This window comes from Streptococcus vicugnae, from assembly GCF_016461705.1.
GTDB lineage: Bacteria > Bacillota > Bacilli > Lactobacillales > Streptococcaceae > Streptococcus > Streptococcus vicugnae.
Map to the genome: position 1 here is coordinate 61,655 of NZ_JAEMHW010000004.1, position 19,850 is coordinate 81,504.

The window sequence follows — 19,850 nt, forward strand, 5'->3', positions numbered from 1 at the left end:
AAGTATTTTATGTTATAATAGAATCCGAACAATAATACTTTAAGTCCTTAAAAACAGAAAGGTTTCACTCATGACATTTGATGCTATTGATCAGTTGGCAGTCAATACTGTCCGTACGCTCTCAATTGATGCCATTCAGGCTGCTAATTCAGGTCACCCAGGCCTTCCAATGGGAGCTGCACCTATGGCTTATGTTCTTTGGAATCATGTAATGAATGTTAATCCGAAGACAAGCCGTTCTTGGTCTAACCGAGATCGTTTTGTATTATCTGCGGGTCACGGTTCTGCCCTTTTATACAGCCTTCTTCACTTATCAGGCTATGATGTAAGCATTGATGATTTGAAGAATTTCCGTCAATGGGCTTCAAAAACACCAGGTCACCCAGAAGTAAACCACACAGATGGTGTTGAAGCAACTACTGGACCTCTTGGACAAGGGATTGCTAACGCTGTTGGTATGGCAATGGCAGAAGCTCACTTGGCAGCTAAATTTAACAAACCAGGTTTTGATATTGTTGACCACTACACATATGCTTTGCATGGTGATGGTTGTTTGATGGAAGGTGTCAGCCAAGAAGCAGCAAGTCTTGCTGGACATCTTAAACTTGGTAAATTGGTTCTTCTTTACGATTCAAACGACATCTCACTCGATGGCCCGACATCAAAAGCTTTCACAGAAGATATTAAAGGTAAATTTGAAGCTTACGGTTGGCAACATATTTTGGTTAAAGATGGTAACGATCTTGAAGCTATTGCAAAAGCAATTGAAGAAGCAAAAGCTGAAACTGAAAAACCATCTATCATCGAAGTCAAAACAATCATCGGTTTCGGTGCTGAAAAACAAGGAACATCTGCAGTCCACGGTGCTCCTCTTGGTGTTGATGGTATTGCCTACGCTAAAAAATCTTACGGTTGGGAATATCCAGAATTTACAGTACCTGAAGAAGTGGCTAAACGCTTCGAAGTTGGTATCAAATTCCGTGGTGAAGCTGCTCAAAATGCATGGGAAACTAAATTCCGTGAATATGAAGCTGCTTATCCAGAATTGGCTGCTGAATACAAAGCAGCATTTGCTAACAAACCAGTTGATGTAAAACTTGAAGACTTCGAACTTGGAACAAGTCTTGCTAGCCGTTCATCAAGTCAACAAGCTATCCAACAAATTTCAGCACAAGTTCCATCATTCTGGGGTGGTTCAGCTGACCTTTCTGCATCAAATAATACAATGGTCAAAGTAGAATCTGACTTCCAACCAGATAACTACCTTGGTCGTAACATTTGGTTTGGTGTACGTGAATTTGCTATGGCAGCAGCAATGAATGGTATTGCTCTTCATGGTGGTACTCGCGTTTACGGTGGTACATTCTTCGTATTCTCAAACTACCTTCTTCCTGCTGTTCGTATGGCTGCTCTTCAACAATTACCAACAGTTTATGTTATGACACACGATTCAATCGCTGTTGGTGAAGATGGTCCAACTCACGAACCAGTTGAACAATTAGCTAGCGTTCGTTCTATGCCTAACCTTAATGTTATTCGTCCAGCAGATGGTAACGAAACAAATGCTGCATGGAAACGTGCTCTTGCTGAAACTGATCGTCCAACAATGCTTATCCTAACTCGTCAAAATCTTCCTGTTCTTGAAGGAACAAAAGAATTGGCAGAAGAAGGATTGAACAAAGGTGCTTACATTATTTCAGAAGCTAAAGGTGATCTTGATGGTATCCTTATTGCAACAGGTTCTGAAGTGAAATTGGCTCTTGATACTCAAGCTGCTTTGGAAGCTAAAGGTGTTCATGTTCGAGTGGTTTCAATGCCAGCTCAAAACATCTTTGATGAACAAGATGCTGCTTATAAAGAAAGCATCCTTCCATCTAACGTTACAAAACGTTTGGCAATTGAAGCTGGTTCAAGCTTTGGTTGGGGCAAATATGTTGGTCTCCAAGGTAAGACTCTTACTATCGATACTTGGGGAGCTTCAGCACCAGGTGCTAAAATCTTTGAAGAATATGGATTCACAGTTGACAACGCTGTTAACCTTTACGAATCATTGTAATCTTTGATTATTTATAGATAGAAGTCCTTGCTTTAGCAAGGGCTTTTTATAATTAGTTGACAAATAAAGTAAGAAAAGGTAATATATTGTAAAACCTTATTTGTGTTATTATGATAGTACAAATAATCTTGGGGGAAGGTGAGATTTAATGGAAGAAAAATGTAGTAAGTTATATTCAGCTATTAAAGTCGCTTATGAAGATATGATTGTCAGACAAGATATAGAACTATCAAAGATTTTACTATCAGCGTCTAATGAAGTTATCAAGAGTAGAGATGCTGGTTTATGTGCTTTGCATTTAAATCGCAAACTAAATCTCTACAGCGCTCATAACGATTTAATTTTGCCGTGTGGTGTTAAGGAATTAAAAAAATTAACTCAACAGTGGGCAAGAGATTATTACGAAAAAAAAGAAGTCTCTAAGTGGATAAAGTCACTTTGAGGAGATTAGGGGGAAAGAAAAAATGATTCGTTTTGAACATGTTTCAAAATTATATGGGGATAAGGAAGCACTTAGTGACCTAAACGTGAGTATTGAAAATGGGGAAATTTTTGGTTTAATTGGTCATAATGGTGCTGGGAAAACAACAACTATTAGTATCTTGACGTCAATTATTGATGCGACATATGGTGAAGTTTACGTGGATGATTTGGCACTTTCTAAACATCGTGATGAAATCAAAAAACGTATTGGTTACGTCCCAGACTCACCTGATTTGTTCTTGAATTTGACAGCTAGCGAATACTGGCATTTTTTGGCTAAAATCTATGGTGTTGCTGATGCGGAAGCTTCTGAACGAATTGATCGTTTGTCGCACTTATTTGATATTGCAGAACATGTCGATGACTTGATAGAAAGCTTCTCACATGGGATGCGTCAAAAAGTGATTTTAATTGGAGCTTTGATTTCGAATCCTGATATCTGGATTTTGGATGAACCATTGACTGGTCTTGATCCTCAAGCTTCTTTTGATTTGAAAGAAATGATGAAAGAACACGCTCGTGGTGGCAATACAGTTTTGTTCTCAACACACGTTTTAGCAGTTGCGGAACAATTGTGTGATCGTATTGGTATCTTAAAAGAAGGTAAATTAATTTTTGTTGGTTCTTTAGAAGAACTAAAAGCTAATCACCCTAACAAAGATTTGGAAACTATTTACCTAGAACTTGCGGGGCGCAAGGTAGAAGAGGGGTGAGCGTATGAACTGGTCAACTGTTTGGGAACTCGTTAAGATTAATATTCTATATTCAAATTCACAAACTGTAACTGCAGTTAAACGTAAGCAAGAAAAGAACCCAAAGAAAAATTTTTCAATGTACAAGAGTGTGATTCGTCAGCAAATTTTCTTGAGTCTTTTCTTTGCGGTGATTTACATTTTTATGTATGTCAACCTAGATTTTAACTACTATCCAGGTTACTTCACTTTTTATACTGCTATCTTTTTTATCATGGCAACTTTAAATGCATTTACCGCCATGTATAGCATTTTTTATGAAAGTGATGATGTTAAGCTTTATGCACATTTACCAATAAAATCAAGTGAGCTTTATTTAGCAAAAGTAATCTCAAGTTTTGGAATGGGACTAACTTTTTTGATGCCCATATTATCACTCTTTTTCATAGCTTATTGGCAAATGGCAGGCCTTCTAGTTGCCATTATTGCAACTTTGATTGGATTTGGCATTCTTTTTCTAACATCAACAGTACTAGCCCTTTATATCAATAGTTTTGTTGGTAGCTTAATTGCTCGTAGTCACCATCGAAAATTGATTTCAACAGTTTTGATGTCACTTTCTACGATTGGTGCAGTAGGGGCCATTCTTTATATGAATGTCATCAACAGTAGAAATATGGGTGATGTTACAGCAATTACTGATTGCCCAGTTATTCCTTATTTTAGAGGTTTTTATGATCTTGTTAAAGCCCCCTTTAGCTTGGTGACAGTTTTGAATTTTTATTTACCTGTACTTGTTCTTTGCGGCCTAGTGATTGGTCTGGTTAAATGGGCGATGCCAAATTATTACCAAAGTACTTTGTATGCTAGACCTAAAGAAGTTAAGGCTAACAAGCAGCCAAAATCTCATTCAGGTAAAATTCCTTCGTTGACAAATATGATGATTCGTCATCATACGTCAACACTTCAAAATGCAACCTTACTGAGTCAAACTTATTTAATGCCTTTGATTTATGTGGTTATTTTCCTAACCCCAATGCTGGTCAATGGGTTTTCTTTAGCTAAGGTATCTAACCAGTATTTTGGAATAGCTTTGTTGGTTGGAGCTATTTTGGGAACAACTTGTGCTATGCCAACGACTTTATTAGGTGTTGGGATTTCACTTGAAAAAGAGAATTATAATTTTTTGAGAACTTTGCCGCTTAATTTTAAAGGTTTCCTTATTCAGAAATTTATAGTGTTAGCTGTCCTTCAGACCCTTGTTCCTGCTTGTGTTTATTTAGTTATTGGATTAGGGCTTTTGCATATCAGTTTGCCATTGATGATAGCCTTTTTGGTGGGATTGTGCGCTATGATTGTTATTCAAGGTCAACTCATGTATTGGCGTGATTATAAGCATCTCAATTTGCTTTGGCAAGATGTGACACAGCTCTTTAATCGCAATTCTGGTCAGTGGCTTGCCTTTGGTATTATGATGTCAGCTTACCTTCTTGGTGGAGGTCTTGCGCTAGGGTTGGTTATTCTTGGTAATGCTATTCAGCAGGTTCAACTTATTAATATGACCTTGGCAATTGTTTTAATCATTCTAGCAATTATCAGTCAAGTCTTGATTAGTCAAAAATTTTGGAAGAAAATCTCACATTAATTTCTAAAATCTCCTGAAATTAAGATGAGAATTAAAACTGACTAAATAGTTAGATAAAACCTTATAAAAACAGTTCCTAGGACTGTTTTTTTAGTGTATAATAAGCGTATGAAACGAAATTTTGAATCAGTACAACGAATTGTTATAAAAATTGGGACAAGTTCTCTTGTCATGCCAAATGGCAAAATTAACCTTGAAAAAATTGATCAGCTAGCCTTTGTTATTTCTAGCTTAATGAATAAAGGAAAAGAAGTTGTTTTGGTATCATCTGGTGCCATGGGATTTGGTCTTAATGTCTTGAATATGGACAAACGTCCAACTGAGATTGCACGTCAACAGGCGGTGTCAAGTGTTGGACAGGTTGCTATGATGAGCCTCTACTCACAAATCTTTTCACATTATCAAACAGAAGTCAGTCAGCTTTTGATTACACGTGATGTTATCGAATATCCAGAAAGTTTGACAAACTTCACCAACGCTTTTGAAACTCTTCTTTCAATGGGAATTGTTCCAATCGTTAATGAAAATGATGCTATCAGCGTTGATGAAATGGATCACGCAACAAAATTTGGTGATAATGACCGACTTTCTGCCATCGTTGCTAAAGTGACAAAAGCAGATTTGCTAATCATGTTATCAGATATTGATGGTCTTTATGATAAGAATCCAAATGTTTATGAAGATGCTAAACTTCGTGAACATGTTACTGAAATTACTGATGAAATTATTAAGTCAGCTGGCGGTGCCGGTAGTAAATTTGGTACTGGTGGCATGCTTAGCAAGATTAAGAGTGCTCAAATGATTTTTGATAATAACAGTCAGATGATTTTAATGAATGGTGCTAATCCACGTGATATTTTACGTGCTCTTGAAGGTGCTAATATCGGAACATGGTTTTCACAAGTGAATTAAAAGGAGGACCAAAGATGGGCTATATTGATGAATTAGGTAAAAATGCTAAAGTAGCTAGCCAAAGTCTGGTAAAGCTTGGAACTGCTGAAAAAAATCAGATTTTAGGACAAGTTGCGGATGCTTTGCTTGCAGAGACAGACTATATTTTGGCTGAAAATGCACGTGATGTTGACCAAGCACAGGAAAATGGTATTTCGCCTGTTATGGTTGACCGTTTGCGTCTAGATGCTAAGCGTATTGAGGGGATTGTTGAGGGCGTCCGTCAGGTTGCGGATTTGCAAGACCCGATTGGTCAGGTTGTCCGTGGTTATACCAATCTTGATGGCTTGAAAATCGTTCAAAAACGTGTACCACTTGGCGTGATTGCCATGATTTTTGAAAGCCGTCCAAATGTATCTGTTGATGCTTTCAGCCTTGCTTTTAAAACAAGTAATGCTATTATTTTGCGTGGTGGTCGCGATGCCATTTATTCTAATACAGCCCTTGTGACGGTTATCCGAAAAACTCTTGCTAAAGCGGGTGTAAATGAAAACGTCGTCCAGCTTGTTGAGGATACTAGCCATGCTGTTGCTGAAGAATTAATGCAAGCTGTTGATTATGTTGATGTTCTTATTCCACGTGGCGGAGCTCGTTTAATTCAAACGGTCAAAGAAAAATCAAAAGTTCCTGTTATTGAAACAGGTGTCGGAAATGTTCACATTTACGTTGATGATTCGGCTGACCTTGATATGGCAACGAAGATTGTGATTAATGCCAAAACGCAACGTCCAAGTGTTTGTAATGCTGCAGAAAGCTTGCTTGTTCACAAAGCGGTAGCAAAAACATTCTTACCACAGTTAGAAGAAGCAATTGCGAAAGTTCATGCTGTTGAATTTCGTGCAGATGATAAAGCGCTAGCTATTTTCAAAAATGCAGTAGCAGCCACAGATGAGGATTACGGTACAGAATTTTCAGATTATGTCATGTCTGTCAAAGTGGTTGATTCTGTTGATGACGCTATTGATTGGGTGAATCGTTACACGACTCATCATTCAGAAGCTATTATCACCAAAGACCTTGAACACGCTGAACGTTTCCAAGATGAAGTGGATGCGGCTGCGGTTTACGTTAATGCGTCAACACGTTTTACGGATGGATTTGTCTTTGGTCTAGGTGCTGAAATTGGGATTTCTACCCAAAAAATGCATGCGCGTGGTCCAATGGGCTTAGAAGCATTAACAAGTACAAAATTTTATATCAATGGTAAAGGACAAATCAGAGAATAATTTATTTTTCCCTTAAATTGATTTTTATGAAAATAGACTTATTTTGAAAATAAAAATGAACCAAGTGTTTTTAGTAATGAGGCACTTGGTTTTTCTATTTATTCCTATCTTTTAAGGAAGAAATTTTCTATTTGTGTTATAATGAAAGGTATGACAAAAGACTTTCATCATATTACAGTACTTCTACATGAAACCGTTGATATGCTTGATATCAAGCCAGATGGAATCTATGTAGATGCAACGCTAGGAGGAGCAGGACACAGTGAATATCTCCTCTCTAAGCTTGGCCCGAATGGTCATCTTTATGCTTTTGACCAAGACCAGACGGCTATTGATAATGCACAAATTCGACTAAAAGATTATATTGAAAAAGGACAAGTCACTTTTATCAAGGACAACTTCCGAAATCTTGCTTCAAATTTAGCAATGCATGGAGTAACTGAGATTGACGGTATTTTATATGACCTTGGAGTGTCAAGTCCGCAACTAGATGAACGTGAGCGTGGTTTTTCATACAAGAAAGATGCTCCGTTAGATATGCGTATGAACCGTGAGCAAGATTTAACGGCATATGATGTCGTGAACACTTACGATTATCATGATTTGGTTCGTATTTTCTACAAATACGGCGAAGACAAGTTTTCTAAGCAAATTGCGCGTAAAATTGAACAGGCTAGACAGGTTAAACCGATTGAGACGACGACTGAATTGGCTGAGATTATCAAGTCAGCTAAACCTGCTAAAGAACTTAAGAAAAAAGGACATCCTGCTAAGCAAATTTTCCAAGCCATTCGTATTGAAGTAAACGATGAATTGGGAGCAGCAGATGAGTCTATTCAACAAGCGATTGATTTGTTAGCTGTTGACGGTCGTATCTCTGTCATTACTTTCCATTCTCTTGAGGACCGTTTGACAAAACAATTGTTCAAAGAAGCCTCTACTGTGGAAGTTCCAAAAGGTTTGCCTTTTATTCCAGATGATATGCAACCAAAGCTTGCCCTTGTCAATCGTAAGCCGATTTTGCCAAGTCAAGAAGAATTGGAAGCTAATAATCGCTCGCATTCTGCAAAATTGCGCGTGGCTAGAAAGGTTCGTAAGTAATGACTGATAAACATCGTAACGAAGCCATTGCTAAGGCTCTTAAACGTCGTATTCGAAAATTTTCACGCATTGAAAAAGCTTTTTATGGTTCAATTATTTTAACGGCTATTACCATGGCGATTAGTATTATTTACCTTCAAAGCCGTAATCTTCAAGTACAACAGCAAATCACTGATTTAAATAGTCAGATTACTGAAGTACAGACAAATTACGACAATGCTAAACAAGAGGTTAACGAACTGTCAAATCGTGACCGTGTTGAGCAAATTGCCCAAAATGCTGGTTTAACAAGCCAACAGGATAATATTAAACAGGTGGAGTAGTCTATGAAAAAATTAATGAATCGTTTTTTAGACTATGTGGTAAAGGACAGACGCACACCCGATAAGAATCGCGAGCGTGTTGGTCAAAATCTGATGATTTTGGCAGTCTTCCTTTTCTTTGTGTTTATTATCAATTTCGCGATTATTGTGGGAACAGATACCAAGTTTGGTCATAATCTATCTAAAGAAGCCTCAGATGTTTACCAACAAACAGTGACGGTTCAAGCCAAACGTGGTACGATTTATGACCGTAATGGTGTTGCACTGGCTGAGGATTCGACAACTTATAGTGTTTATGCTATTATTTCGAAATCTTATGTGTCAACAACTGGTGAAAAACTCTACGTTAAAAAATCTCAATACGATAAAGTTGCTGAGATTTTGAATGCCCAAATCGGTATTGATAAAGACGAAGTCTTAAAACAATTGAATCAAAGTGGGCTTTTCCAAGTGTCATTTGGAAGTTCAGGGTCTGGTTTATCATACAGTAAGAAATCAGAGATTGAAACAGCTATGAAGGACGCTGGAATTAAGGGAATTGGATTTGAATCAACACCTGGACGTATGTATCCAAATGGTGTCTTTGCTTCGCAATTCTTAGGACTTGCCCAATTAAAAGAAAATAAAGATGGTAAAACATCAAGTCTTGTCGGAACCTCAGGTTTAGAAGCTTCTTTAGATGATGTTCTATCAGGGACAGACGGAAAAGTCACTTATCAAAAAGATAAAAATGGTAACTTATTATTAGGAACTGAAACAACTGTAAAACGAGCTGTTGATGGGAAAGATGTTTATACAACACTTTCTGAGCCATTACAATCTTATCTTGAGTCACAAATGGATATTTTCCAAAATGATGCTCAAGGTAAATATGCCAGTGCGACAGTGGTTAATGCTAAGACAGGAGAAATCTTAGCAACGACACAACGTCCAACTTATAATGCACAGACAATGGAAGGTTATAATGAAGATAACCTAAAAACATGGAATACCCTTCTATATCAAAGTTATTATGAACCAGGGTCAACCATGAAAGTAATGACACTTGCCTCAGCTATCGATGATGGTATTTTTACGCCAAATGAAGTGATTTCAACAATCAATGGTATTACAGTTGCTGATACAAAAATCAATGACTGGAACGTCAACGAAGGTAACACTTCTGTTCAATATATGACGTATGCCCAAGGGTTTGCTTGGTCAAGTAACGTTGCTATGACAAGTCTTGAACAAAAAATGGGTAATGACAAATGGCTAAACTATTTGTCTAAGTTTAAATTTGGTTACCCAACACGTTTTGGAATGGTTAATGAAGGTAGCGGTTTGTTGCCATCAGACAATGAAGTAACCATTGCTATGAGTGCATTTGGACAAGGTATTGGTGTGACGCAAGTTCAAATGTTGCGTGCCTTTACTGCGATTTCTAATAAAGGTGTCATGCTTGAACCACAATTTATTAGTCAAATCTACGATCCAAATAATAATACAGCCCGTAAAGCGTCAGCTGAAGTCTCTGGTAAACCTGTCTCAGAAAATGCTGCTAATCAAACACTTGATTACATGGTAACGGTTGGTACAGATTCACAATTTGGTACTTTGTATGATAACACAGAAGGAGCACCGGTTATCCAAGTTGGTGATTACTCAGTCGCTGTCAAATCAGGTACTGCCCAAATTGCGGCACCTGCCGATCAAGGTGGAGGCTATTTGACAGGTGACAATGATTACATCAACTCAGTTGTTGCCATGGTGCCATCAGATGATCCTGATTTCATCATGTACGTCACTCTTCAACAACCCACAACAACTTTCAAACGTAATTTCTGGAAAGATGTTGTAAACCCAGTACTTGAACGTGCTATGATGATTAAAGATACTTTGACAAGTACAGCTGTGACTGGTACTGATACAGAAACAAAATATCAATTAAAAGATTATATCGGAAAAGCACCTGGTGATACCGCTCAGGAACTTCGTAATAATCTTGTTCAACCAGTTGTTGTTGGGTCAGGTAATAAAATTAAGAAAATATCTAAAAAAGTCGGAAGTAACCTTTCACAAAATGAACAAGTGCTTCTTTGGACAGGAAAATTAAAAACAATGCCTGACATGTATGGTTGGACGAAAGAAAATGTTGAAAAATTTTCTAAGTGGACTGGAATCAAAGTGACTTTTAAAGGTTCTGGTTCTAAGGTAACTAAGCAAAGTGTCGATTCTGAAAAAGATATTGACCACGTCAAAAAAATTAAAATTACTCTAGGAGACTAAACTAAAATGTTTTTAAGTTTAATTGCAGGTATTGTTGCATTTGTATTGACAGTATTTGCTATGCCGCATTTTATTCGTATTTACCAATTGAAAAAAATTGGTGGACAACAAATGCACGAGGATGTCAAACAACATTTGGCTAAAGCTGGAACACCAACAATGGGTGGAACAGTCTTTCTAACAGTAGCCATTCTTGTTAGTCTTGTCTTTAGTTTCTTTATTGCAAGACAAGCTGGTGCTTCAATGGGAGCTACAGCAGGAATTCTTTTGGTTGTTTTGATTTATGGAGTTATTGGATTTCTCGATGATTTCTTGAAAATCTTTAAACAAGTTAACGAAGGGTTGACCCCATGGCAAAAAATGAGCTTGCAAATTATTGCTGGTTTGATTTTCTACTTTGTTCATGTTCGTCCAAGTGGTACTGATGATTTGAACGTTTTTGGTATTGATATTCACCTTGGTGTTCTTTATGTGCTTTTCGTTCTTTTCTGGATTGTCGGATTTTCAAATGCTGTTAACTTGACTGATGGTATCGATGGTCTTGCTTCAATTTCAGTTGCGATTAGTTTAGTAGCCTACAGTGTTATTGCTTTTGTTCAAAAACAATACGATGTGCTTTTGATTGCTGTTACTATGATTGGTGCTTTGTTTGGTTTCTTTGTTTTCAACCATAAACCGGCTAAAGTCTTTATGGGTGATGTGGGAAGTTTATCTCTTGGTGCCATGCTTGCAACAATTTCAATTGCCCTTCGTCAAGAATGGACATTATTAATCATTGGATTTGTGTATGTTTTTGAAACAGCTTCAGTCATGCTTCAAGTATCTTACTTCAAATACACTAAGAAAAAATATGGTGAAGGTCGTCGTATCTTCCGTATGACACCATTCCATCATCATTTGGAGCTTGGTGGTTTGTCAGGGAAATCAGACAAATGGTCTGAATGGAAAGTTGATGCTTTCTTGTGGAGCGTTGGTGCTATTGCAAGTATCATCACATTAATTGCACTTTATGCCTTTTAATCAATAACAGCGAGTTGAGGTTTCTCAACTCGTTTTTTATTTAAAGCGCATAGTACTTTGCTTTAATCCCCCTATTAATGATATAATGGAAGGGAATGAATAAATTCCCCTGGTTACTTTTACTAGGGATTAAACGATAAGTAGATATAGAGAAATTTTCAAGTTCATCTTGATGAGATAAGAAATTGAGGTAAAACATGTCTTTTAACGATTTTAATTTTAAGCCCTACATCCGTGAGGCACTCGCAGAGCTTAAATTCAAAAATCCGACAGAAGTGCAACAAAAATTGATTCCTGTTGTACGTTCAGGTCGTGATTTGGTAGGTGAATCTAAAACAGGTTCAGGGAAAACACACACTTTCTTGTTACCTATCTTTGAAAAATTAGATGAAAATAGTGATAATGTTCAAGTAGTTATCACAGCGCCAAGCCGTGAATTAGCGACACAAATTTATCAAGCTACAAAACAAATTGCTGATAAGTCTGAAACAGAAATCCGCGTGGCAAACTATGTCGGTGGAACTGATAAACTTCGCCAAATTGAAAAACTAAAATCATCTCAACCGCACATCGTTATTGGTACACCAGGTCGTATCTATGATTTGGTAAAATCAGGCGATTTAGAAATTTATAAAGCTCATACCTTTGTTGTTGATGAAGCTGATATGACGCTTGATATGGGATTCCTAGATACGGTTGATAAAATCGCTGGAACATTGCCAAAAGATGTTCAAATTTTGGTCTTTTCAGCAACTATCCCACAAAAACTTCAACCATTCTTGAAGAAATATTTGACAAATCCAGTCATGGAAAAAATCAAAACAACAACAGTTATCGCCGATACAATCGATAACTGGTTGGTGTCAACTAAGGGACGTGATAAAAATGCACAAATTTTAGAAATCACAAAAGCCCTTAACCCATACCTTGCCATGATTTTTGTTAACACTAAAGAACGTGCTGATGAATTGCACAGTTACCTCGCATCAAATGGTTTGAAAGTGGCAAAAATCCACGGTGGTATTCCGCCACGTGAACGTAAACGTATAATGAACCAAATCAAAAAATTGTCTTACGAGTATATCGTAGCAACAGATTTGGCAGCGCGTGGAATTGATATTGAAGGTGTTAGCCATGTTATTAATGATGCTATTCCGCAAGATTTGTCATTCTTTGTTCACCGTGTTGGACGTACAGGACGTAATGGTTTGAATGGTATTGCGATTACTTTGTACCAACCAAGTGATGATTCAGATATTCGTGAACTTGAAAAACTAGGTATTAAATTTGTGCCGAAAATGCTTAAAAACGGTGAATTCCAAGATACCTATGATCGTGATCGCCGCGCTAACCGTGAAAAATCATATCAAAAACTAGATACAGAAATGATTGGTTTGGTTAAGAAGAAAAAGAAAAAAATCAAACCTGGTTATAAGAAAAAAATTCAATGGAAAGTTGATGAAAAACGTAAACGCGAACGCCGTGCAGCTAACCGTGCTAAAGGTCGTGCAGAACGTAAAGCTAGAAAACAAACTTTCTAAGATAAGAAATGGTCTGAAACAAAAGTTTCAGGCTTTTTTTTTATGCTTTTTTTAATGATTAGGGTATAATTGTCAAAAATAGAATTCCCCAGACATTTAGCTTGTTATGGTCTTGTCAAAAATGGAGCTTAATATCTTGATAGTTTTTCTTTATCAAGTCCATAGAAAATATATATTGGGAATGTCATGTTAAGTTTGGTAGACTGTAACAAAGATGATTAGAAGAGAGGATATTTAGATGAAATTGAAGAGATTATTAACTGCGACTTTCTTAGCGGCTACGGCTATTGCTTTAGCTGCTTGTTCAAATCAAACACAATCTGGTGGAAAAACTGTTGTAAAAGTGGCTACTGATTCAGATACAGCTCCATTTACTTATAAAGAAAATAATACCTTTAAAGGTTATGATATCGATGTGGTTAAAGCCATTTTCAAGGATTCTAAAAAATACAAAGTGGAATTTGTGACAACAGCTTTTGACTCTATTTTGACAGGGGTTGATGCTGATCGTTACCAAATTGCCGCAAATGATTTTAATTACAATGAGGAACGAGCTCGAAAATACCTTTTCTCAGACCCAATTTCACACTCAAATTATGCCATTACGAGTGCTGAAGGAACAAGCTATGATAGCTTAGATGATTTATCAGGCAAAAAGACTGAAGTGATTTCAGGGTCTAATTATGCCCAAGTTTTGGAAAAATGGAATAAAGAGAATCCTGATAAAGAGCCAATTAAGATCAAATATGCTGCAAGTTCAACTGGGCTAACAACGCGTGTCCAACACATTGAAAATGGAACCATTGATTTTATTCTTTATGATGCGATTTCATCAAATTATCTGATTGAAGATCAAGGTTTCAATTTGACCGTGACAAATGTGAAAGATCAAATTGGTGATGAAAATGATGGTTTGGAATACCTTTTATTTGCTGATACAAGTGAAGGAAAAGATTTGCAAAAATTTGTCAACAACCGTATCAAGGTACTAAAAAAAGATGGAACATTAGCTGAATTGAGTCAAACTTATTTTGGCGGTGATTTTGTTTCATCTGTTAAATAATAGAAGGAGTTTACATGTCTTTAACAACGATTGCAACTGGCTTGTCTTGGTATGACAAGCTGGTTGAGAAAATACCTGAAGGTCAGTTGTTTAGTTGGCGAGCAGTGTTTGATGCCATTCCCGATTTGATTGGGCGCTTGCCAATAACTTTGGGTTTGACCTTAGCAGGTGCTTTATTTGGTTTGATTTTAGCTTTGGTATTTGCGATTGTGAAGATTAATCGCACTAAGGTTTTGTATCCCATTCAAGCTGTCTTTGTCAGCTTTTTACGTGGAACACCAATTTTAGTTCAACTCATGTTAACTTATTATGGGATTCCACTCTTTCTAAAATTTCTCAAATTAAAATATGGTTTTGATTGGAATATTAATGCTATTCCAGCCTCAGTATTTGCAATTACTGCTTTTGCCTTTAATGAAGCAGCTTATACAAGTGAAACGATTCGTGCAGCTATTCAAGCTGTTAATGTTGGTGAAATTGAAGCAGCACGTAGTCTTGGAATGACTTCATTTCAGGTTTATCGTCGAGTCATTATTCCAAATGCGGCAGTCATTGCAACCCCAACTTTGATTAACAGTTTAATCGGTTTGACGAAGGGAACGTCGTTAGCCTTTAATGCTGGGATAGTTGAAATGTTTGCTCAAGCACAGATTTTGGGCGGGTCAGATTACCGTTACTTTGAACGTTATATTTCTGTCGCCCTTGTTTATTGGGTTATCAGTATTATTATTGAGCAAATTGGCCGCTTAATTGAAAAGAAAATGGCTATTGATACGCCACAAGTAAACCAAGATACCGTAACAGGAGAGATTCGCTAATGATTAAGATTACAAATTTAACAAAAGCATTCTCCAATCAGAAAGTTTTAGATGGGCTAGATGTTGCTATTAAAAAGGGTGAAGTACTTGCTCTTGTTGGTGCATCTGGAGCTGGGAAATCAACATTTTTGCGAAGCTTGAATTATTTGGAGCAAGCTGATTATGGTAGTATTGCCATTGATGATTTTAAGGTTGATTTTCAAAAAATATCAAGAGAAGAAGTACTTGAACTTCGCCGAAAACTAGCTATGGTTTTTCAGCAATTTAATCTTTTTGAACGTCGTACAGCACTTGAAAACGTCAAAGAAGGATTAAAGGTTGTCAAAAAATTACCAGATACTGAGGCTACTAAGATTGCTAAAGAAGAGCTAGCAAAAGTCGGACTTTCTGATCGTGAGAACCATTATCCACGTCATTTGTCAGGTGGACAAAAACAGCGTGTGGCTTTGGCGCGGGCCTTGGCCATGAAACCAGATGTCCTTTTACTTGATGAGCCAACCTCTGCGCTTGATCCGGAATTAGTTGGAGAAGTTGAAAAATCGATTGCTGATGCCGCTAAAGCTGGTCAAACAATGATTTTGGTTAGTCATGATATGAACTTTGTTTATCAAGTAGCGGATAAAGTTCTCTTTTTGGACAAGGGACGTATTCTTGAAGCTGGGACACCAGAAGAAATTTTTAAACATCCTAAGGAAGCAAGAACTAAAGAATTCTTTGCAAATTATACAAAAACGTATATTTAAGCAGACAGATTTGATATAATAAGAGCTGAAAGTTTTTTTCAGCTTTTTTAGAGCAATAGAATACTAGTGCAGGGTGAAATATGTTTTTAGAAATTTTTAGTCTCTATATTCAGGGATTACTTTTATCAATTATCAGTGTTTTGTTAGTTGGTGTGATTTGGAATTTTTGGCGAGCTAGTCGTAAGTATGATAAAACCGCCAAAGAACGCCAAGCTTTTTTGTATGATATTTTAATGATATCTATTATGGTGATTCCAATTCTTTCATTTGCTTTTATGGCTATCTTATTGATGTTTAAAGCATAATAATTGCCTTTTAGTAACGAGATTGATAGAATAGAAAAATAATCAATAAGACGAGGTAAAAAAATAATGTACGATACACTAATTATAGGTTCAGGTCCTGCTGGTATGACTGCAGGGCTTTATGCCGCGCGTGCTAACTTAAAAGTTGGTATTATTGAACAAGGAGCTCCTGGTGGGCAAATGAATAATACCTCAGAAATTGAAAACTACCCAGGTTACGATCACATTTCTGGACCAGAATTGTCAATGAAAATGCACGCACCGCTTGAAAAATTTGGTGTTGAAAATATCTACGGTATTGTAAAAAGTATCGAAGATGCTGGCGATGTTAAACGAGTCATCACTGAAGACGCTACTTATGAAGCTAAGACTATTATTTTGGCAACAGGTGCTAAAAATCGTGCTCTTGGGGTAGCAGGTGAAGAAGAGTACACTAGCCGCGGAGTTTCATACTGCGCCGTTTGTGATGGTGCATTTTTCCGTAACCAAGATTTATTGGTTGTCGGTGGTGGTGATTCAGCAGTAGAAGAAGCTGGATATTTGACACAATTTGCAAAATCAGTAACTATTATTCACCGTCGTGATGAATTGCGTGCCCAAAAAATCTTGCAAGAACGTGCTTTTGCCAACGAAAAAATCAACTTCATCTGGGATTCTGTTGTCAAAGAAATCAAAGGAAATGATATTAAGGTTTCAGGTGTTGTTGTAGAAAACGTTAAAACTGGTGAAATCAGTGAGCACGACTTTGGTGGAATCTTCATCTATGTTGGGGTTGACCCAGTTTCAAAAATGGTGGAAAATCTTGGCATCACAGATGAGGCAGGCTGGGTTATTACAGATGAGCATATGAGAACTTCTATTCCTGGTATCTTTGCCGTCGGTGATGTTCGTAAAAAAGAACTTCGCCAAATTACCACAGCTGTTGGTGATGGAGCTATTGCAGGGCAAGGTGTTTACCAATATATCGAAAATATGAAATAATTACAGACAGTCTGAGATGATAATCTCGGACTTTTTTAGTTATTAGCTAAGTTAGAAAGATGAAAATACTTTCTGAAAATCAGATTTTTTTCAAATCTTTGCGCAAAACCTCACAAAGTTTTAGCCAGTCTCTCGTAATTGTGCTATAATATGGGGGATAATTAATCTTTTGGCAATACTAGCAGAGGTTGTTTGAAACCAGATATGATAAGACTAGTATTAGGCCAATAATCTTAAAAAGGGGATACCACATGTATCAAGATGATAGTTTAACTCTCCACACAGATTTGTATCAAATCAATATGATGCAAGTTTATTTCGATAAAGGCATTCACAACCGTAAAGCGGTTTTTGAAGTCTTTTTCCGTAAAGAACCATTTTCAAATGGCTATGCTGTTTTTGCTGGTTTGCAACGTATGGTAGAATACCTCAAAAATCTTCGCTTTACAGAAACAGATATTGCCTATTTAGAAGAATTAGGTTATCCAGCTGATTTTATTGCTTACTTAAAAGATTTTAAATTAGAATTAAGCATCCGTTCTGCCCAAGAAGGAGATGTAGTTTTTGCCAATGAACCAATTGTTCAAGTTGAAGGACCACTTGCTCAATGTCAATTGGTTGAAACAGCTTTGCTTAACATCGTAAACTTCCAAACGTTGATTGCCACAAAAGCTGCTCGTATTCGTTCAGTTATTAATGACGAACCATTGCTCGAATTTGGTAGCCGTCGTGCCCAAGAAATGGATGCAGCAATTTGGGGAACACGTGCTGCTGTAATCGGTGGTGCTAATGCCACATCAAATGTTCGTGCTGGTAAAATGTTTGATATTCCAGTGTCAGGAACACATGCACATGCTCTTGTTCAGGCTTACGGTGATGACTATGAAGCCTTCATGGCTTACGCAGGCACTCACAAAGATTGCGTCTTTTTGGTTGATACTTATGATACACTTCGTTTGGGTGTTCCAGCAGCTATTCGTGTAGCCAATGAACTTGGCGACAAGATTAACTTCCTTGGAGTTCGTATCGACTCTGGTGATATGGCTTACTTGTCTAAAAAAATCCGCGAACAATTGGATGCCGCAGGTTACCCAGATGCTAAAATTTACGCTTCAAATGATTTGGATGAAAATACCATTCTTAACCTAAAAATGCAAAAAGCCAAAATTGACGTTTGGGGTGTTGGTACAAAACTTATCACAGCTTATGACCAACCAGCTCTTGGTGCTGTTTACAAAATTGTCTCAATCGAAGATGAAAACGGTGTAATGCAAGACACTATCAAATTGTCTAACAACGCTGAAAAAGTGTCTACACCAGGTAAAAAACAAGTTTGGCGCATCACAAGTCGCGAAAGAAATAAAACAGAAGGTGACTACATCACTTTCACTGATACAGATGTTAACCAACTTGATGAAGTTTACATGTTCCACCCAACATACACTTACATCAATAAAACAGTAAAAGATTTCGAAGCTGTTCCTCTCCTTGTTGATATCTTTGATAAAGGTGAATTGGTTTACGATTTACCAACACTTGCTGAAATTCAAGACTACGCTCGTAAAGAATATGATAAACTTTGGGATGAGTACAAACGTCTACTTAATCCACAAGATTATCCAGTTGACTTGTCACAAGAAGTTTGGCAAAACAAAATGGATCTTATCGACCGTATTCGTAAAGAAGCACAACAAAAAGGAGAAGTTAAGTAATGACTTTACAAGAAAAAATTATTGCTGAATTAGGTGTAAAGCCAAGCATTGATCCCAAAGAAGAAATTCGTGTATCTGTAGATTTCTTAAAAGATTACATGAAAAAACATATCTTCCTTAAAAGTTATGTTCTTGGTATTTCAGGTGGCCAAGATTCTAGCTTGGCTGGTCGTTTGGCACAAATCGCTGTAGAAGAATTACGTGCTGAAACTGGTGATGACAGCTACAAATTTATTGCTGTTCGCTTGCCATATGGTGTTCAAGCTGACGAAGAAGATGCCCAACGTGCCTTAAAATTCATCAAACCAGATGTTAGTATTGCTGTCAATATTAAAGAAGCTGTTGATGGACAAGTTCACGAACTTGAAAAAGCTGGTATTGAGGTTTCTGACTTTAATAAAGGTAATATTAAAGCACGTCAACGTATGATTACACAATACGCAGTAGCAGGTGCCAATAGCGGTGCTGTTATCGGTACTGACCACGCTGCAGAAAACATTACTGGATTCTTTACAAAATTTGGGGATGGTGGTGCTGATGTGATTCCACTTTACCGTTTGAACAAACGTCAAGGGAAACAATTGTTAGCTGAACTTGGTGCAGATCCAGCTATCTACGAAAAAATTCCAACAGCTGATTTGGAAGAAAATCGTCCTGGTATCGCTGATGAAGTAGCACTAGGAGTTACTTACAATGATATTGATGATTACCTTGAAGGTAAAACAGTTTCACCAGAAGCACAAGCCAAAATCGAAAACTGGTGGAATAAAACAGAACACAAACGTCACCTACCAATTACAGTATTTGATGATTTCTGGAAATAATATTTCATTTTAAAGAGACCCTTGGGGTCTTTTCTTTTTATGCATTTAACATTAAAAGGTAGAATCTCTTGTAGGTGGAGCGTTTGATGTTTGAATTC

Annotated in this window: 18 protein-coding genes; all 18 read left to right on the forward strand. The window is 37.1% G+C overall.

Translation table 11 applies throughout. The features are described from left to right. Positions 1-70 precede the first annotated feature (70 nt). The 18 genes from tkt (at position 71) to nadE (ending at position 19,752) form a co-directional block, all read left to right on the forward strand. Positions 71-2,056 (forward strand): transketolase, encoded by a 1,986-nt coding sequence (gene tkt, locus JG537_RS08090; protein ID WP_132869266.1) that lies wholly within the window; start codon positions 71-73, stop codon positions 2,054-2,056. Positions 2,057-2,204: 148 nt separating this feature from the next. Next, on the forward strand, positions 2,205-2,498 hold the full coding sequence (locus tag JG537_RS08095) for a bacteriocin immunity family protein (protein WP_199544813.1): 294 nt from the start codon (positions 2,205-2,207) through the stop codon (positions 2,496-2,498). A gap of 22 nt (positions 2,499-2,520) precedes the next feature. Next, positions 2,521-3,252 (forward strand): ABC transporter ATP-binding protein, encoded by a 732-nt coding sequence (locus JG537_RS08100; protein WP_074482655.1) that lies wholly within the window; start codon positions 2,521-2,523, stop codon positions 3,250-3,252. 4 nt (positions 3,253-3,256) lie between these two features. After that, positions 3,257-4,876, forward strand: a complete 1,620-nt coding sequence (locus JG537_RS08105) for an ABC transporter permease (protein WP_199544815.1) — start codon at positions 3,257-3,259, stop codon at positions 4,874-4,876. Between the two features lie 108 nt (positions 4,877-4,984). Continuing rightward, positions 4,985-5,788: a glutamate 5-kinase gene (proB, locus tag JG537_RS08110; protein WP_199544817.1), complete on the forward strand. Its 804-nt coding sequence runs from the start codon at positions 4,985-4,987 to the stop codon at positions 5,786-5,788. A 14-nt stretch (positions 5,789-5,802) separates the two neighbouring features. Beyond that, positions 5,803-7,053 carry a glutamate-5-semialdehyde dehydrogenase gene (locus tag JG537_RS08115; protein ID WP_043878512.1) on the forward strand — a complete coding sequence of 417 codons (1,251 nt, stop codon included), beginning with the start codon at positions 5,803-5,805 and terminating at the stop codon, positions 7,051-7,053. Between the two features lie 150 nt (positions 7,054-7,203). Beyond that, complete coding sequence (gene rsmH, locus JG537_RS08120) at positions 7,204-8,154, forward strand: 16S rRNA (cytosine(1402)-N(4))-methyltransferase RsmH (protein ID WP_024344632.1); 951 nt, start codon at positions 7,204-7,206, stop codon at positions 8,152-8,154. Beyond that, a complete protein-coding gene (ftsL, locus tag JG537_RS08125) occupies positions 8,154-8,477 on the forward strand; it encodes a cell division protein FtsL (protein WP_132869338.1) in 324 nt (107 codons plus the stop codon). The genes rsmH and ftsL overlap by 1 nt, the downstream gene beginning before the upstream one ends. A gap of 3 nt (positions 8,478-8,480) precedes the next feature. Beyond that, positions 8,481-10,745 carry a penicillin-binding protein PBP2X gene (pbp2x, locus tag JG537_RS08130; protein ID WP_132869339.1) on the forward strand — a complete coding sequence of 755 codons (2,265 nt, stop codon included), beginning with the start codon at positions 8,481-8,483 and terminating at the stop codon, positions 10,743-10,745. Between the two features lie 6 nt (positions 10,746-10,751). Next, positions 10,752-11,765: a phospho-N-acetylmuramoyl-pentapeptide-transferase gene (gene mraY, locus JG537_RS08135; RefSeq protein WP_199544818.1), complete on the forward strand. Its 1,014-nt coding sequence runs from the start codon at positions 10,752-10,754 to the stop codon at positions 11,763-11,765. Positions 11,766-11,962: 197 nt separating this feature from the next. Continuing rightward, a complete protein-coding gene (locus tag JG537_RS08140) occupies positions 11,963-13,306 on the forward strand; it encodes a DEAD/DEAH box helicase (RefSeq protein WP_199544819.1) in 1,344 nt (447 codons plus the stop codon). A 238-nt stretch (positions 13,307-13,544) separates the two neighbouring features. Further along, on the forward strand, positions 13,545-14,369 hold the full coding sequence (locus JG537_RS08145) for a transporter substrate-binding domain-containing protein (RefSeq protein ID WP_199544820.1): 825 nt from the start codon (positions 13,545-13,547) through the stop codon (positions 14,367-14,369). 14 nt (positions 14,370-14,383) lie between these two features. Beyond that, entirely contained in the window at positions 14,384-15,187 is an 804-nt protein-coding gene (locus JG537_RS08150; RefSeq protein WP_132869542.1) for an amino acid ABC transporter permease, read from the forward strand. After that, positions 15,187-15,930: an amino acid ABC transporter ATP-binding protein gene (locus JG537_RS08155; RefSeq protein WP_199544821.1), complete on the forward strand. Its 744-nt coding sequence runs from the start codon at positions 15,187-15,189 to the stop codon at positions 15,928-15,930. Before JG537_RS08150 ends, JG537_RS08155 begins: the two co-directional genes overlap by 1 nt. Before the next feature lie 80 nt (positions 15,931-16,010). Next, positions 16,011-16,235, forward strand: a complete 225-nt coding sequence (locus tag JG537_RS08160; RefSeq protein ID WP_132869544.1) for a DUF4059 family protein — start codon at positions 16,011-16,013, stop codon at positions 16,233-16,235. A gap of 66 nt (positions 16,236-16,301) precedes the next feature. Further along, positions 16,302-17,216, forward strand: a complete 915-nt coding sequence (gene trxB, locus JG537_RS08165) for a thioredoxin-disulfide reductase (RefSeq protein ID WP_199544822.1) — start codon at positions 16,302-16,304, stop codon at positions 17,214-17,216. Between the two features lie 251 nt (positions 17,217-17,467). Continuing rightward, entirely contained in the window at positions 17,468-18,928 is a 1,461-nt protein-coding gene (locus JG537_RS08170) for a nicotinate phosphoribosyltransferase (RefSeq protein WP_132869546.1), read from the forward strand. Next, on the forward strand, positions 18,928-19,752 hold the full coding sequence (gene nadE / locus JG537_RS08175; RefSeq protein ID WP_199544829.1) for an ammonia-dependent NAD(+) synthetase: 825 nt from the start codon (positions 18,928-18,930) through the stop codon (positions 19,750-19,752). The genes JG537_RS08170 and nadE overlap by 1 nt, the downstream gene beginning before the upstream one ends. Positions 19,753-19,850 lie beyond the last annotated feature (98 nt).